The sequence below is a fragment of the Actinomadura sp. DC4 genome (assembly GCF_030406325.1).
GTDB lineage: Bacteria > Actinomycetota > Actinomycetes > Streptosporangiales > Streptosporangiaceae > Actinoallomurus.
The window spans coordinates 125,376-142,390 of sequence record NZ_JAUEQY010000017.1 but is presented as its reverse complement, the minus strand read 5'-3'; the positions used below and the strand labels follow the sequence as shown (position 1 = coordinate 142,390).

Annotated in this window: 2 protein-coding genes; both read right to left on the bottom strand. The window is 78.0% G+C overall.

Going from position 1 to position 17,015, the window contains the following annotated elements; all coding sequences use genetic code 11:
- Positions 1–4: 4 nt before the first annotated feature.
- Positions 5–9,958 carry a type I polyketide synthase gene (locus tag QWU11_RS26975; protein ID WP_290117219.1) on the bottom strand — a complete coding sequence of 3,318 codons (9,954 nt, stop codon included), beginning with the start codon at positions 9,956–9,958 and terminating at the stop codon, positions 5–7.
- Positions 9,959–9,984: 26 nt separating this feature from the next.
- Positions 9,985–16,992 carry a type I polyketide synthase gene (locus QWU11_RS26970; RefSeq protein ID WP_290117218.1) on the bottom strand — a complete coding sequence of 2,336 codons (7,008 nt, stop codon included), beginning with the start codon at positions 16,990–16,992 and terminating at the stop codon, positions 9,985–9,987.
- Positions 16,993–17,015: the final 23 nt, after the last annotated feature.

Here is a 17,015-nt window from a genome sequence, read left to right as displayed (position 1 = left end):
CCGGTCAGGAGGCGCCGAACTCGCGATCGATGAGCGCGAGCACCTCGTCGGCGCTCGCTGCGTCGACCTGGGCGGCCAGCGCCGCCCGGTCCCCGCCGCCCCCGGCGGGCCCGAGCGCGTTCGCCATCGCCCGCAGCCGCTCGGCGACGGCCGTACGCCGGTCGCCGGCCACGGACGCGAGCGCGGACTCCAGCCGGTCCAGCGTCACCTCCACCGGGGCCTCCTCCGCGGGCGGCGCCAGCCGGCCCTGGAGGAAGGCCGCGAGCGCGGCCGGCGTGGGATGGTCGAAGATCAGCGACGCGGGCAGCCGTACGCCGGTCGCCTCGGTGAGCCGGTTGCGGAACTCCACCGCGGTGAGCGAGTCGAAGCCCAGGTCGCCGAAGGCCCGGTCCGCGTGGACCGCCGCGGCGCCGGAGTGCCCCAGCGCCGCCGCGACCTCGGCCCGTACGAGGTCCAGCAGCTCCTGCGCGGCGTTCCCGGCGGGAAGCACGGCGAGGCGCCCGGCGAGGTCGCCGCGTCCGCCGGCGGCCACCCGGCGGCCGGGCGCGCCGGCGAACGCGCCGAGCAGCGGCGTCACGTGCCCGGTACGGGCGCGCAGCGCCGCCAGGTCCAGCCGGATCGGCAACAGCACCGCGGGCCCGGCGGTCAGGGCGGCGTCGAACAGCGCGAGCGCGTCGCCGGCCGGCAACGGAGCGATGCCGTAACGCGCGGCGCGGGCCCGGTCGGCGTCGGTGAGCCGCCGGCTCATGCCGCCCGCCCCGTTGCCGGCAGGGTCCTCGCCCTGGTCCCAGATCCCCCAGGCCAGCGACAGACCGGGCAGCCCGCGGCCCGTACGGTACGCCGCGAGGGCGTCGGTGAACGCGTTGGCCGCCGCGTAGCCGGCCTGCCCAGGGTTGCCGAACACGCCCGAGGCCGAGGAGAACACCACGAACGCCGACAGCGCGTCGCCGGCGGTCAGCTCGTGCAGGTGCCAGGCGCCCACCGCCTTCGGGCCCAGCACGCCGCGCACCCGGCCGGCGTCCAGCGAGCCGACCAGGCCGTCGTCGAGCACGCCGGCGCAGTGCACGACGCCGGTCAGCGGGCCGAGCGACCGCGCCTCGCCGAGTAGCTCCTCGACCTGCGCCCGGTCGCTCACGTCGCACGCACGGACGAGCACCTCCACGCCGTCCCCGGCCAGGGCGTCGCGCAGCGCCACGGCCTCCTTGGTGTCCTCGCCGCGCCGCGACGCGAGCACCAGCCGCCGGACGCCGTGCCGCCCGGCCAGATGACGGGCGACCCGGCCGCCGAGCGCGCCCGTGCCGCCGGTGACCAGGACGACGCCGTCCGGGCCGAACACGGGCCCGGCCGCAGGTTCCCCGGCCGGCGCCCGCACCAGCCGCGGCACGAGGGCCCGGCCGTCGCGTACCGCCACCTGCGGCTCCCCGGCGCCCAGCGCGGCGGACAGGCCGGCCGCGTCGAGGTCCTCGCCGGGCAGGTCGGCCAGCAGCAGCCGGCCGGGATTCTCGTTCTGCGCGCTGCGCACGAGTCCCCAGACCGCCGCCGCGACCGGATCGGGCTCGGCGCCCAGAGGCACGGCGCGGGAGGTCACGACGGCCAGGCGTGAACCGGCCGGGCGGTCGGCGGCGAGCCAGTCCTGTACGAGCGCGAGCGTCGCGCCGGCCACGGCGTCCAGCCGCTCCGGCAGCGGCGCGTCCCCGCCGGTACGGACGGCCACGACCACGGTGCCGGGCACCGGCGCGCCTGCGTCCAGCGCCTCGAGGCCGGCGAAGCGCGCGACGCCGGAGCCACCGGACAGGGGCGTGTCGCCGAGAATCGCCCAGGTCCCGGGCGTTCCTGCCGGGGCGGGCGTCCAGTCCAGGGCGTACAGGTCGCGCGGGCGCGCCGCGCCGCCTTCCCGGGGCGGCGTCGCGGGGCGGCCGAGCAGGCGGCCGACCGACAGCACCGGGGTCCCCTCGGTGTCGGCGGCCTCGATCGCGATCCCGTCCGCCTCGGCGCGCAGCCGCACGCGCAGCGCCGCCGCGCCGACCGCGTGCACCTGCACGCCGGTCCAGGAGAACGGGAGGAAGCCCCGGCCCTCGCCCGCGCCGGAGGCCAGCACCGCGTGCAGCGCCGCGTCGAACAGCGCCGGGTGGAGGCCGTACCGGCCCGCGTCGGCGCGCCGCTCATCGTCCAGGGCGACCTCGGCGAAGACCTCCTCGCCGCGCCGCCACACCGCGCGCAGCCCGGCGAACGCCGGGCCGTACGCGTAGCCCTCACCCGCGGTCCGCTCGTAGAAGCCCTCCAGATCGACCGGGTCCGCGCCGGGCGGCGGCCAGGCCGTCTCCGGCCACGCAGCGGGAGCGGCGGCGGGGCGCAGGGTGCCGGTCGCGTGCCGCCGCCACGGCTCGGTGTCCTCGGCGCGCGCGTACACCGCGACGGTGTGACCGTCCCCGGAGCCCTGGACGACGACCTGGACGTTCACGCCGCCCCGCTCCGGCAGCACCAGCGGCGCCTCCAGGACGAGCTCCTCGACCCGGCCGCAGCCGGCCTGTTCGCCGGCGTGCGCGGCCAGCTCCACGAAGGCGGTGCCGGGCAGCAGCACCCGGCCGAAGACGGCGTGGTCGGCGAGCCAGGGCCGGCCGGAGAGCGTGAGCCGCCCGGTGAACACCCAGCCGCTCCCGTCGGCCAGGCCCACGGCCGCGCCGAGCAGCGGATGATCCGCCGCGCTCAGTCCCGCCCCGGCGACGTCGCCGCCGGGGCTGCCCGGCGGCAGCCAGAACCTGCGCCGCCGGAAGGCCTGCGCCGGCGGCTCCACCTCGCGGTACGGGCCGGGCAGGGCCGGCGTCCAGTCCACCGGGACGCCGCGCACGTGCGCCCGGCCGAGGCCGAGCAGGAACGCCGCCGCCTCGGGACGGTCACGCCGCTGCAGCGCCGCGACCACCGGCGCGGTCTCCTCCGCGTCCAGGCACGCCGCGGCCATCGGCGTGAGCACCGCGTCCGGCCCGATCTCCAGGTACGCCGCCGCGCCCTGCTCGCGCAGCGCGGCGACGCCGTCGGCGAAGCGGACCGGGCGGCGTACGTGCTCCACCCAGTACTCCGGGTCACAGAATCGGCCGCCGACGACCTCGCCGGTGACGTTCGAGACGACCGGCAGGCCCGGCGGCGCGTACGACAGGCTCTGGGCGACGCGGCGGAACTCCTCCACCATGGGCTCCATCAGCGGCGAGTGGAACGCGTGGCTCACCCGCAGCCGCCGCGTCCGCACGCCCTCCTCGCGCCAGCGCTCCGCGAGGGCGAGCACGGCGCCGGTCTCACCGGAGACGACCGTCGCGTCCGGGCCGTTGACCGCCGCGATCGCGACGTCGCCGCCCAGTGCGGCGCGCACCCGGTCCTCGGGCAGGTTCACGGCGAGCATCGCGCCGGCCTCGGGCAGCGCGGCCATGAGCGTGCCGCGCGCCGCGACCAGCGCGACCGCGTCCTCCAGCGACCACACGCCCGCGGCGTACGCGGCGGTGATCTCCCCGATCGAGTGGCCGGCCAGCAGCGCCGGGCGCAGGCCGAACGACTCGGCCAGGCGCAGCAGCGCCACCTCGAACGCGAACAATCCGGCCTGGGTGAAGTCGGTACGGTCCAGCGCGCCGCCGTCCCCGGCGAACAGCACGTCGCGCAGCGGCCGGTCCAGACGCCCGCCGAAGTGCCCGCAGACCTCCTCCAGCGCCGCAGCGAACACCGGGTACGCGGCGGCCAGCTCGCGGCCCATCCCGGGCCGCTGCGCGCCCTGGCCGGAGAACAGCAGGGCGACCGGGCCGGCCGGAGCGGCGACGCCGCGCACCAGCCCGTCGGCCCGCTCCCCCGCCGCCAGCGCCGACAGCCCGGCGAGCAGGCCCTCCCGGTCGCCGACGACCACGGCGCGGTGGGCCAGCCCGGTACGGGCGGAGAGCGCGCGGCCGACGTCCACGGCGCCGGCGCCGCTCTCGCGGGCGAAACCGAGCAGCCGTTCCGCCTGGGCGGCGAGACCGGCCGCGTCGGCGCCGGAGACCACCCAGGGCGCCGTGCCGCCGGCAGCCGGCGGCGGCTCGTCGGCGCGCGGGACCTGTTCGAGGAGGAGATGCGCGTTGGTGCCGCTGATGCCGAACGAGGACACCCCCGCGCGCCAGGGCCGGTCCACCTCGGGCCAGGGGCGGGCCTCGGTGAGCAGCTCGACGTCTCCCGCGCTCCAGTCGACGTGCGGGGAGGGCTCCTCCACGTGAAGGGTCCTGGGCAGGACCCCGTGCCGCATCGCCTGCACCATCTTGATCACGCCCGCGACGCCGGCGGCGGCCGTGCTGTGCCCGATGTTGGACTTGACCGAGCCGAGCAGCAGGGGACGCTCGCGGTCCCGGCCGTACGCCGCCGACAGCGCCTGCGCCTCGATGGGGTCGCCGAGCGCGGTGCCGGTGCCATGCGCCTCGACCGCGTCGACCTCGCCCGGGCCCAGCCCGGCGGCGGCGAGCGCGGCGCGGATCACGCGTTCCTGCGACGGGCCGTTCGGGGCGGTCAGGCCGTTGCTCGCGCCGTCCTGGTTCACCGCCGAGCCGCGGATGACGGCCAGGACGCGGTGACCGTTGCTCCGAGCGTCGGAGAGGCGTTCGAGCACGAGCATCCCGGCGCCCTCGGCCAGGCCCATGCCGTCGGCCGAGGCGGAGAACGCCTTGCAGCGGCCGTCCGGGGCGAGCACCCGCTGCCGGGAGAACTCCACGAACGGCCCGTGCGTGGCCAGCACCATCACGCCGCCCGCGAGGGCCATCGCGCACTCGCCCCGGCGCAGCGCCTGGCTCGCCAGGTGCAGGGCGACCAGCGAGGACGAGCACGCCGTGTCGACCGTGATGGCCGGGCCCTCCAGGCCGAGGGTGTAGGCGATCCGCCCGGAGGCGACGCTCGTTGAGGAACCGGTGATGACGTGGCCCTCCACGCCCGGCGGCGCGGTGCCGGCGGCCGGGCCGTACGGCTGGGCCTGGCAGCCGACGAACACGCCGGTGACGCTGCCGCGCAGGGCGTTCGCGTCGAGGCCGCCGTGGTCGAGGGCCTCCCAGGAGGTCTCCAGCAGCAGGCGCTGCTGCGGGTCCATCGCCAGGGCCTCACGTGGTGAGATGCCGAAGAACTCCGGGTCGAACTCCGCGGCCTCGTGCAGGAACCCGCCCTCGCGGACGTAGGAGGTGCCCGCGCGGGCCGGGTCGGGGTCATAGCGGCCCTCGGCCGCCCAGCCGCGGTCCTCGGGGAAGCCGCCGACGGCGTCGACGCCGTTCTCGACGATCCGCCACAGGGCCTCCGGCGAGTCGGCGCCGCCCGGGTAGCGGCAGCCCATGCCGACGATGGCGATCGGCTCGTCGCTCGCGGTGCGCGCCTCGGCGACGGCGGCCGTGGCGGGCTCGGGCAGCAGGAGGGTCCGCAGGTACGCGGCGACGGCGCGCGGTGTGGGGTGGTCGAAGACGAGCGTGGCCGGGACGCGTACGCCGGCCTCGTCGGCGATCCGGTTGCGCAGCTCGACGGCGGTGACCGAGTCGAAGCCGAAGTCGGTGAAGGGCCGGTCGGGGTCGATACGGGCGGGGTCGGTGTGCCCGAGCACGGCGGCGGCGCGCGCGGCGACCATCGCGCGCAGCTCGCGGCCCTGCCGGTCGGCGGGCATCCCGGCGAGCCGGGCCGCCCACGGCGAGGAGGGCCCGGCCGGGTCCGCCTCGCGTTCGGCCGGCCGCGCGGCCTGCGGGAGCTCGTCGAACAGGGGCCGCGGCCGGGCCGAGGCGAACACCGGCAGGAACCGGTCCCAGTCGACGTCGGCCACGGCGACGAACGTGTCGTCGCGCGCGAGCGCGTCATCGAGCGCGGCCAGCCCCAGCTCGGGGTTCATCAGCGGCAGGCCGCGGCGCTTCAGCAGGTCCACGTCGACCGGGGCACCGTCCTCCTCGAAGGCGTCCCACACGCCCCACGCGATCGAGGTCGCGGGCCGGCCCTGGGCGCGGCGGCGCTCGGCGAGGGCGTCGAGATAGGCGTTCGCGGCGGCGTACGCGCCGTGGTCGGCGACGCCCCAGACGCCCGCGATCGAGGAGAACAGCACGAACGCGTCGAGGTCGGCGCCGGCGAGCAGGGCGTCGAGGTTGGCCGCGCCGAGGGCCTTCGCGCCGCACGCCTCGGCGTACTCGCCGAGGGTGGAGTCGGCGATCGGGGTCAGCCGGACCGCCATGGCCAGGTGGAAGACGGCGGTGACGGGCCGTTCGGGCGGCACGTCGGCGAGCACCCCGGCCAGCGCCGTGCGGTCCGACACGTCGCAGGCGGCGAGTGTGACCCCGGTCCCGCGTCCGGTCAGCTCGGCGGCGAGCTCGCGGGCTCCGGGCGCGTCGGCGCCACGGCGCCCGAGCAGCAGCAGGTGCTCGGCGCCCGCGTCGGCCAGGCGGCGCGCGACGCGCCGCCCGAGGGCGCCGGTGCCGCCGGTGACCAGGACGGTGCCGCGGAGCCTTCGCTCCGGCGGCGCGGGCCGTTCGCCGTCGGGCACCAGGCGGCGGGCCAGCATGCCCGCGGGGCGCAGCGCGACCTGGTCCTCGGTCCCGGCGAGCGCGGCGGCGAGCCGGCCGGCGGCGGCCTCGTCCAGGAGCGGGGGCAGGTCGGCCAGGCCGCCCCAGTCCGCGGGGTGTTCGAGGGCGAAGACGCGGCCGAGCGCCCAGATCTGGGCCTGGGCCGGGTTCGGGGGCTCCTCGCCGGGGGCCGCCGCGACCGCGCCGCGGGTCAGCGACCACAGCGGGACCCCGGCCCCGGCGACCGTACGGGCCAGGGCGAGGGAGTCCGCGAGGCCGCGGGTCAGCGCCGGGTACTCCGGGTGGGGCCTCTCGTCCAGGCCGAGGAGACCGATCACGCCGGCCGGCCTCTCGGCGAGGGCGGCCGGCAGCCCGGCCGGGTCCGTGACGACACCGGCGGCGCCGTGCCGGGCCAGGGCCCCGGCGCACCACGCGGCGGTCTCCTCCTCCCGCGCGCCGGCGACGATCACCCAGGTGCCGGCCGGGCCGCGGGACGCGGTACGGACGGGGCGCCACTCGACGCGGTAGCGCAGCCGTGAAAGGCCGGCCCGCTCGTCGCGGCGCCGCCGCCAGGAGGCCAGCGCGGGCAGGACCGGCGCCACGGCCTCGGCGTCGAGGGACAGGGCCGAGGCCAGCCGGTCCGGGTCGCCGGACGCGACGGTCTCCCAGAAGGACTCATCAGCCGGTGCGGCGGCGGCGCGGCGGGCGGGCGGCAGCCAGTAGTCGCGGCGCTGGAACGGGTAGGCGGGCAGCTCGACCCGCCGGCCGCCCGTGCCGAGCAGCGGCGTCCAGTCGACGGCGACGCCGGCCGTGAACGCCTCGGCCACCGAGGTGACCAGGCGCGCCAGGCCGCCCTCGTCGCGGCGCAGCGAGGCCACGACCGCGGGCGGCGCGGCGTCGGCGGTCCGGTCGGCGGTCTCGGCGACGGCGGCGACCAGGACCGGGTGCGGGCTGCACTCTATGAACGCGGCGTGCCCGTCGGCCAGTAGCGCGCGGGTGGCGTCCTCGAAGCGGACCGGCTCGCGCAGGTTGCGGTACCAGTACTCCGCGCCGAGATCGGCGCGGTCGATCCGCGCGCCGGTGACGGTCGAGTAGAACGCGGTGCGGCCCGGCAGCGGCGTCACCTCGCCGAGGTCGTCCAGCAGCCGCTCGCGGAGCGGCTCCACGTGCGCGCAGTGCGAGGCGTAGTCGACCGCGACCCGCCGGGCGCGTACGCCGTCGGCCTCGCACGCGGCCACGAGCGCGTCGACCGCGCCGGGCTCGCCGGAGACCACGACCGTCGCCGGCCCGTTGATAGCGGCGATCTCCAGTCGGCCCTCATGACCGGCCAGCCGCTCGCGTACGGCCTCCGGCGCGGCCATCACCGAGGCCATCGCGCCCGACCCCGACAGCGCGCGCAGCGCGCGGGAGCGTACGGCGACGATCCGTGCGGCGTCCTCCAGCGACAGCGCCCTGGCCACGCAGGCGGCGGCGATCTCGCCCTGGGAGTGGCCGGTGACCGCGTCCGGGACGACGCCGAGGGACTCCCACACGGCCGCGAGCGAGACCATGACCGCGAACAGCGCCGGCTGCACGACGTCGACGCGGTCGAGGCCGGGCGCGCCCGGCGTGCCGGCGATCACCTCGCGCAGGGACCAGTCCACGGTCCGTGCGAGGGCGGCCTCGCACTCCTCCATCCGGGCGCGGAAGACCGCGCTCGACTCCAGCAGCCCGGCGGCCATGCCCGCCCACTGCGACCCCTGGCCGGGGAAGACGAAGACCGTGCGGCGGACCCGCCCGGCCGGGCGGGCGGCGCGGACGACGCGCGGGTCGCCGGCGCCCTCGGCGAGGGCCGCCAGGCCACCGCGCAGCCCCTCGCCGTCGCCGGCGAGCACGACCGCGCGGTACGGGAGGACGGACCGCCTCGCCGTGAGCGACCGGCCGACGTCGCCGGCGTCCGCGTCCTCGGGCAGCGCGTCCCGCAGGCGCCGCGCGAGCGCCGTCAGCGCCGCGCCGTCGCCCGCCGACAGCACCCACGGGACCACGGCGGCCGGGGTCCCGCCCGTCTCCTCCTCGGCCGCGGGTCCGGCCTCCTCGATGATCACGTGTGCGTTCGTGCCGCTGGCCCCGAACGAGGACACCCCCGCGCGGCGCGGGCGGCCGGTCTCGGGCCAGGTCACCGGCTCGGTGACGAGCTCGACCGCGCCGGCGCTCCAGTCGATGTGCGGGGAGGGCTCGGCGGCGTGCAGGGTGCGGGGCACCGTGCCGTGCCGCAGCGCCTGCACCATCTTGATCACGCCCGCGACCCCGGCGGCGGCCTGCGTGTGCCCGATGTTGGACTTGAGGCTGCCCAGCAGCAGCGGGCGGTCGCGGCCCTGCCCGTACGTCGCGAGCAGCGCGCCGGCCTCGATCGGGTCGCCGAGCGCGGTCCCGGTGCCGTGCGCCTCCACCACGTCCACGTCCGCGGCCTCCAGGCCGCCGGAGGCGAGCGCGGCCCGGATGACCCGCTCCTGCGAAGGGCCGTTGGGGGCGGCCAGGCCGTTGCTCGCGCCGTCCTGGTTCACCGCCGAGCCGCGCAGCAGCGCCAGCACCCGGTGACCGAGCCGCCGCGCGTCCGACAGCCGCTCGACGACGAGCACGCCCACGCCCTCGGCCCAGCCCGCGCCGTCCGCCCGCGCGGAGAAGGCCTTGCAGCGGCCGTCGGCGGCGATGCCCCGCTGCCTCGCCGCGGTGACGAAGACGCCGGGCGTCGCCATCACGGTCACGCCGCCCGCGAGCGCCATCGTGCACTCGCCGCGCCGCAGCGACTGCGCCGCCAGGTGCAGCGCCACCAGCGACGACGAGCACGCCGTGTCGACCGTGACGGCGGGACCCTCCAGGCCGAAGGTGTAGGCGACCCGGCCGGAGACCACGCTCCCCGCGCCTCCGGTGCCCAGATAGCCCTCGACGTCGCCGGGCACGTCGCCGCCCCCGGCGTAGTCGTGGTACATCACGCCCGCGAACACGCCCGTACGGCTGCCGCGCAGCGACTCGACCGGGACACCGGCCGACTCCAGCGCCTCCCAGGAGGTCTCCAGCAGTAGCCGCTGCTGCGGGTCCATCGCCAGGGCCTCGCGCGGCGCGACCCCGAAGAACTCCGCGTCGAACGCGGCCGCGTCGTACAGGAAGCCGCCGCCGCGCGCGTAAGTGTGGCCCGCCGCGTCGGGGTCGGGGTCGTACAGGCCGGAGTCCCAGCCCCGGTCGGCCGGGAACCCGCCGATCGCGTCCGCGCCCGACTCCACCAGCCGCCACAGCGCCGCCGGGGAGTCGGCGCCGCCGGGGAACCGGCACGCCATGCCCACGATCGCGATCGGCTCGCCGTCGCGTTCCTCGCGCTCGCGCAGCCGTTGCCGGGTCTCGTGCAGCTCGGCCGTCACCCGCTTGAGGAAATAACGGATCTTTTCCTCGTCCGCCATCGATCCTCAACTCCCCGTCGTGTACGTCACGAGATCCCGAACTCGCGGCCGATGAAGTCGAAGACCTCGTCGTCGCTGGCCTCGTGCAGCTCTCCGGCCACGCTCCCGTCGCCGCCCCGGCCGTCCAGGTCGCGCAGCAGGCGCGTGAGGCGCTCGCTGATGGCCGCCCTGCCCTCGTCGTCGACCCCGGCCGCGAACACCGTGTCCGAGAGCCGGTCGAGCTCGCCGAGGATCGGCGCGGCGGCGTCCCGCTCGACGACGAGCCGGTCGCGCAGGTGCACGGCGAGCGCCGCCGGAGTCGGGTGGTCGAAGGCGAGCGTCGCCGACAGCCGTACGCCGGTGGCGGCGCTCAGCCGGTTGCGCAGCTCCACGGCGGTCAGCGAGTCGAAACCGAGCTCGGAGAAGGCGCGGTCGGGGTCGACCGCCTGCGGCCGCGCGTAGCCGAGCACCGTGGCGGCGTGCGCGCACACCAGGTCGCGCAGGGCGTCCTCCGCCTCATCCGGAGCCATGACGGCGAGCCGTCCGGGCAGGTCCGGCGGCGCGACCGGCTCCGGGCCGCCGCGCGCCGGGGTGAGCCCGGACAGGAGCGCGGGCAGGTCCGTGCTCGTGCGCAGCGCCGTCTGGTCCAGGCGGGCGGCCATCGACACCGCCCGGTCCGAGCCGACCGCGGCGTCGAACATCGCCAGGCCGTCCGCGGAGGTCATCGCGGCCAGGCCGAGACGCCGCCGCATCCGCGCCAGGTCCGGCTCACCGAGGCGGGCGGTCAGCCCGGTCGGCGTCTCCCACAGGCCCCAGGCGATCGAGGTGGCGGGCAGGCCCAGCGCGCGGCGGTGCTCGGCGAGCGCGTCGGTGAATGCGCAGCCGGCCGCGTAGTTGGCCTGCCCGGGGTTGCCGAGCAGCCCGGCGGCCGAGGAGAACAGCACGAACATCGCCAGGTCCTTCCCCCGGGTCAGCTCGTGCAGGTGCCACGCGGCGTCGGCCTTGACGCGCATGACCTCGGCGAAGCGTCCGGGGGTGAGCGCGTCGAGGGCGCCGTCGTCCAGGACGCCGGCCGAGTGGACGACCCCCGTCAGAGGGTGCTCCTGCGGGACCTGGGCGAGGGCGCGCGCGAGGGCCGCGCGGTCCGTGGTGTCGCACGCGAGGACGGTCGCCTCCGCGCCGAGCTCGGCGATACGGGTCGTGAGCTTGCCGGCGCCCTCGGCGGCCGGCCCCTGGCGGCTCAGCAGCAGCAGGTGGCGGACGCCGTGGCGTTCGGCCAGGTGGGCGGCGACCTCCGCGCCCAGGGCGCCGGTGCCGCCGGTGACCAGGACCGTCCCGCCGATGGCCGCCGGAGCGCTCTCCGCGTCGGCCGCGCGGACCAGGCGGGGCCGCAGGATCCGCCCGCCGCGGATCGCGAGCTGCGGCTCGCCGTACGCGGCGGCGGACCGCAGCGCCTCCCACGACTCCTCGGCCTCGTCGAGGTCGGCCAGCAGGAACCCGCCCGGATGCTCGGCCGCGGCCACCCGGACCAGGCCGCACAGCGCGGCGGCGGCCGGCGACGACGTCTCCCCCTCGATCGCGGCGATGGCGCCACGGGCCACCACGACCAGGCGCGACGCGGCGAGCCGCTCCTCGGCGAACCATTCGCGCAGCAGGCCGAGCAGCCACCGCACCCCGGCGTGCGCCCCTGCCGGGCCGTCCTCGCCGGATGGCGCGCGCGCCACGACGGCGGCCGGCACCGGAGCGCCGGCGTCGACGGCGGCCACGAGCGCGGCCAGGTCGGGCACCGCGCCCTCGCCGAGGACGACGAGGCCGTCCTCGACGCCGGGGCGGCCGGACACGGCGGTCGCGGCCGGCGCGGGCGACCACTCGACGTGCAGCAGGCCGCCGCCGCCCGCCGCGACACGTGCCGCGCCGAGGCGTTCGGGGTCGATCGGCCGGAAGACGAGCCCGGCCACGGAGACGACGGGCGTCCCGGCGGCGTCGCAGGCGGCGACCGTCACGGCGCCGTCCGCGCCCGGCGTGAGCCGGACGCGCAGCGCGTCGGAGGCGCCCGGGCCCGCCGACACCCCGGTCCAGGAGAACGGCACCGACCCGGCCGGGACGTCGCCCAGGAGACCGGCCGCCACCGGGTGCAGCGCCGCGTCCAGCAGTGCCGGATGCACCGCGTGCCCCGAGACGCCGGCCTCGCCGGGCAGCGCGACCTCGGCGAAGACCTCCGCGCCGAGCCGCCAGACGGCACGCAGGCCGCGGAACGCGGGCCCGTAGCCGTAGCCCGCGTCGGCCAGCCGGTCGTACACGCCGTCCAGGTCCACCGGCTCCGCGCCGGCCGGCGGCCAGGTCAACGGCGCGGCGGCCGGGGCGGGGCCCTCGGAGGCGAGGGTCGCGGTGGCGTGGTGGTTCCAGCCGGCGGCGCCACGGGCGTACACGTCGGCGGTGCCGGTCTCCCGGACCCGGAGCTGCAGGGTGACCGCGCCCTCCTCCGGGAGCACGAGCGGCGCCAGGATGACCAGCTCGGCGACGTGCGGGCGGCCGATCCGCCCGCCGGCCCACGCGAACAGGTCGGCGAACGCCGCCCCCGGCACGATGGCCGTGCCGAGGACCGCGTGGTCGGCGAGCCAGGGCTGCCGCTCGCGTGACAGCTCGGCGGTGAACAGCCGGCCGGTGCCGTCGGCGAGCTCCACCGCGGCGCCCAGGAGCGGGTGCCCGGCGTGGCCAAAGCCCAGACCGCCCAGACCGCCGAGACCGGCGGCGTCCGCGGCCGTCTCGGGCGTGGCCAGCCAGTAGTGCCGGTGCTGGAACGGATAGGTCGGCAGGCCGACCCGGCGGCGTCCGGAACCGAAGGACCACTCCACCGCGACGCCGCCCGCGAACGCCTCGGCGGCCGAGGTGAGGAACCGCTCCAGGCCGCCCTCGCCGCGGCGCAGCGAGCCCACGACCAGCGGCGCACGGCCGGGCCGGTCCTCGGCGGTGTCCGCGACGGCCGAGGACAGGACGGGGTGCGGGGCGCACTCGACGAACGCGCCGTACCCGTCGGCGAGCAGGGCGCGCGTGGCGTCCTCGAAGCGCACCGGCTCACGCAGGTTGCGGAACCAGTACGCGGCGTCCAGCTCCGCGGGGTCCAGGCGCTCGCCGGTCACCGAGGAGTACAGGTCGGCGGTGCCCGGACCGGGCCGCACCTCGCCCAGCTCGGCGAGCAGGGACTCGCGCAGCGAGTCCACCTGCGCGTTGTGCGAGGCGTAGTCGACCGGGATCAGCCGGGCGCGCAGGCCGTCCGCCTCACACGCGGCGACCAGCGCGGCCACGGCGTCCGGTGGCCCGGACACGACCGTGCTCGCCGGCCCGTTGACCGCCGCGACCGTAAGGTCCCCGCCGGGGACCAGCATCGCCGCGACCCGGCCGGCGGGCGCCAGCACCGAGGCCATCGCCCCGGACCCGGCAAGCTCCCGCAGCGCCCGCGCGCGCAGCGAAACGACCCGCGCCGCGTCCTGCAGCGACAGGATTTCGGCGACGCACGCCGCCGCGATCTCCCCCTGCGAATGCCCGGCGACGGCGCCGGGCCGTACGCCCATCGACTGCCAGAGCCCGGCGAGGGCGACCATCACGCCGAACAGCGCGGGCTGCACGACGTCCACCCGGCCCAGGTCCGGCGCGTCCGCGCCGCCGCGTACGACGGCCTCCAGGGACCAGCCGGTGTGGGGGGCCAGCGCCGCGTCGCACTCGGCGAGCCGCGCGCGGAACACCGGGGACTCGGCCAGCAGGCCCGCCGCCATCCCCGGCCACTGCGACCCCTGGCCCGGGAAGACGAACGCGACCCGGCCGGGGTCGGCGGCGACGCCGCGCACGACGCACGGGGCCTCGGCTCCGGAGGCGGCGGCGTCCAGGCCGCGCAGCAGCCCGACACGGCCGGCGCCGATCACCACGGCGCGGTGCGCCAGCGCCGAGCGCGTCGTGGCCAGCGAGAAGCCGACGTCGGCGGGGTCGGCCGCCGAGACGCTCGCGGCCAGGCGCCCGGCCTGGGCGCGCAATGCGGGTTCGGACCGGGCGGTCAGCACCCACGGCAGCACCGGCGGCGCCTCGCCGGCCGGCCCGGCGGCGGCCTCCGCGGGTGCCTCCTCCAGGATCACGTGCGCGTTCGTGCCGCTGATGCCGAACGAGGACACTCCCGCCCGGCGGACGCGCTCGCCCCGCGGCCACGGGACCGGTTCGCGTACGAGCGCCACCGCGCCGGAGTCCCAGTCGACGTGCGGCGACGGCTCGTCCACGTGCAGCGTCCGCGGCACCGACTCGTGCCGCAGCGCGAGCACCATCTTGATCACACCGGCCATGCCGGCGGCGGCCTGGGTGTGGCCGATGTTCGACTTGACCGACCCGAGGAGCAGCGGCCGGGCGCGGTCCTGCCCGTACGTGGCGAGCACAGCCTCGGCCTCGATCGGGTCGCCCAGGGTCGTCCCGGTGCCGTGCGCCTCCAGCACGTCCACGTCGGCGGCGCGCAGGCCGGAGGTGGCGAGCGCCCGGCGGATGAGCCGCTGCTGGGCGGCGCCGCTCGGCGCGCTCAGGCCGTTGCTCGCGCCGTCCTGGTTCACCGCGCTGCCGCGGATGACGGCCAGGACCGGGTGGCCGGCGCGGCGCGCGTCCGACAGCCGCTCGAGGACGAGCACGCCCCCGCCCTCGCCCCAGCCCGTACCGTCGGCGGCCGCCGCGAACGACTTGCACCGCCCGTCCGGCGCGAGGCCGCGCAGCCGCGAGAACTCCACGAACAGACCGGGCGTGGCCATGACCGTGACGCCGGCGACGAGCGCGAGCGAGCACTCGCCGCGACGCAGCGACTGCGCGGCCGTGTGCAGCGCCACCAGCGAGGACGAGCAGGCCGTATCGACCGAGACGGCGGGGCCCTCCAGGCCGAGGGTGTAGGCGATCCGGCCGGAGGCGACGCTGGCCGTGCCGCCGGTCAGCAGGTACCCCTCGACGTCGCCGGTGCCCTCGTGCATCCGCGGGCCGTACTCCTGGGCCATCACGCCCGCGAACACGCCCGTACGGGTGCCGCGCAGCGTGTCCGGGTCGATGCCGGCCCGCTCCAGCGCCTCCCACGCGACCTCCAGCAGCAGCCGCTGCTGGGGGTCCATGGCGAGCGCCTCGCGCGGCGGGATGCCGAAGAACTCGGCGTCGAACCCGGCGGCGTCATAACGGAAGCCGCCGGAGGAGGCGTAGGTGGTGCCGGGGCGCTCGGGGTCGGGGCTGTAAAGGCCGTCGAGGTCCCAGCCGCGGTCGGCCGGGAACGTTCCGACGGCGTCGATGCCCTCGTCCACCAGCCGCCACAGGTCCTCGGGCGAGTCGGCGCCGCCCGGATAGCGGCAGGCCATGCCGACGATCGCCAGCGGATCGTCCTCGGCGGCGCGGGACTCGTGCTCCTCGGCCACGGCGTGGCCGCCGGCCAGCTCCTCGCCCACGTACGCGGCGAGCCCGGCGAGCGTGGGATGGTCGAAGACGAGCGAGGTCGGCAGGGACAGCCCCGTCGCCGTACGCAGCCGGTTGCGCAGCTCGACCGCTGCGGCGGAGTCGAAGCCGAGCTCGCGCAGGGCGCGCCGGTCGTCCAGGCCGCCGTCGCCGGACCGGCCCGAGACGATCGCGGCCTCCTCGCGGACGAGGGCCAGCAGCGTCGCGTGGCGCTCGGCCGCCGGCAGCCCGGACAGGCGCCGCACCGGGCCCTCGCCCTCCTCGCCGGCGTCCTCACCGGGCGCGGGCTCGGCGGGCAGGTCCACGGGACGCCCGGACGCGTACGCGGGCCGCCAGTCGACGTCCAGGCCGCGTACGGACAGCTCGGCGGCCTGGCGGTAGAACCGGGCCAGGTCGCCTGCGGCGCGGCGCAGCGTGCCGGTCACGAAGACGCGGTCGACGTCGTGGTCGCCGGCGGTCTCCTCGATGCTCGCCGTCAGCACCGGGTGCGGTCCGACCTCGACGAACGTGCGGTGCCCGTCGTCCAGCAGGGCGCGGACGGCCGGGTCGAACAGGACGATCTCGCGCAGGGCGCCGCACCAGAAGCCGGCGTCGGTGGCGCCGGTGAGCAGCCCGCCGGCGTGGCCGGAGTAGATCGGAATGCGCGGCGTGCGCGCCGTGACGGGCGCCACGCCGCGGCGGATCTCGTCGAGGACCTCGTCGATGTGCGGGGCGTGCGCGGCGAGGCCGACCGGGATGATCCGGGCGGACACGCCACCGGCCTCAAGAGCGGCGCACTCCTCCGCGACGGCGTCCCGGTCGCCGGAGATGACCACGGACGTGGGCCCGTTCACGCCGGCGAGCACGATCCGCTCACCCCAGCGGGCGAGCCGCGCCCACATGCGGGGCGCGGGCAGCGCGACCAGGGCCATCTCGCCGCGGCCGGCGAGCTTGGCCTGCGCGCGGCTCCACACGACGCTCACCCGCGTCGCGTCCTCCAGCGAGAGCGCGCCCGCGACGTACGCGGCGGCGATCTCGCCCATGCTGTGCCCGACGACGGCGTCCGGGACGACGCCGTGCGCCTCCCACAGCGCCGCCAGGGACACCATGACGGCGAACAGCACGGGCTGGACGACGTCGGCCGCGGCGGGGTCGGGCGTGCCGGGCAGGCCGCGCACGACGTCGATCGGCGACCAGCCGACGTGTTCGGCCAGGGCGTCGGCGCACGCGCGCATGCGCGCGGCGAAGACCGGGGAGGTGTCGAGCAGGCCGGCCGCCATCCCGGGCCATTGCCCGCCCTGACCGGGGAAGACGAAGGCGAGCCCGCCCTCGGGCCGCTCATCGGCCGCCCCGCCGTGCACGAGGCCGGCCGCGTCCGTGCCGCCGGCGAGCGCGGCGAGCCCGCCGAGCAGCCGGTCACGGTCGCCGACGACCACGGCGCGCCGCTCGTGACCGGCGGTCGGCGCCAGCGCGGCGGCGACGTCGGCGGCGTCGAGGCCGGGACGCTCGCCGAGGTACGCGTGCAGCTGCCTCGCCCGGCGGCGCAGAGCAGGGGCGTCCGCCGCCGAGATCGCCCACGGGACGACGACACCAGCAGGTCCGGACGGATCGGTCAGCATGAAGTTCCGTGCAGGGTATGCGT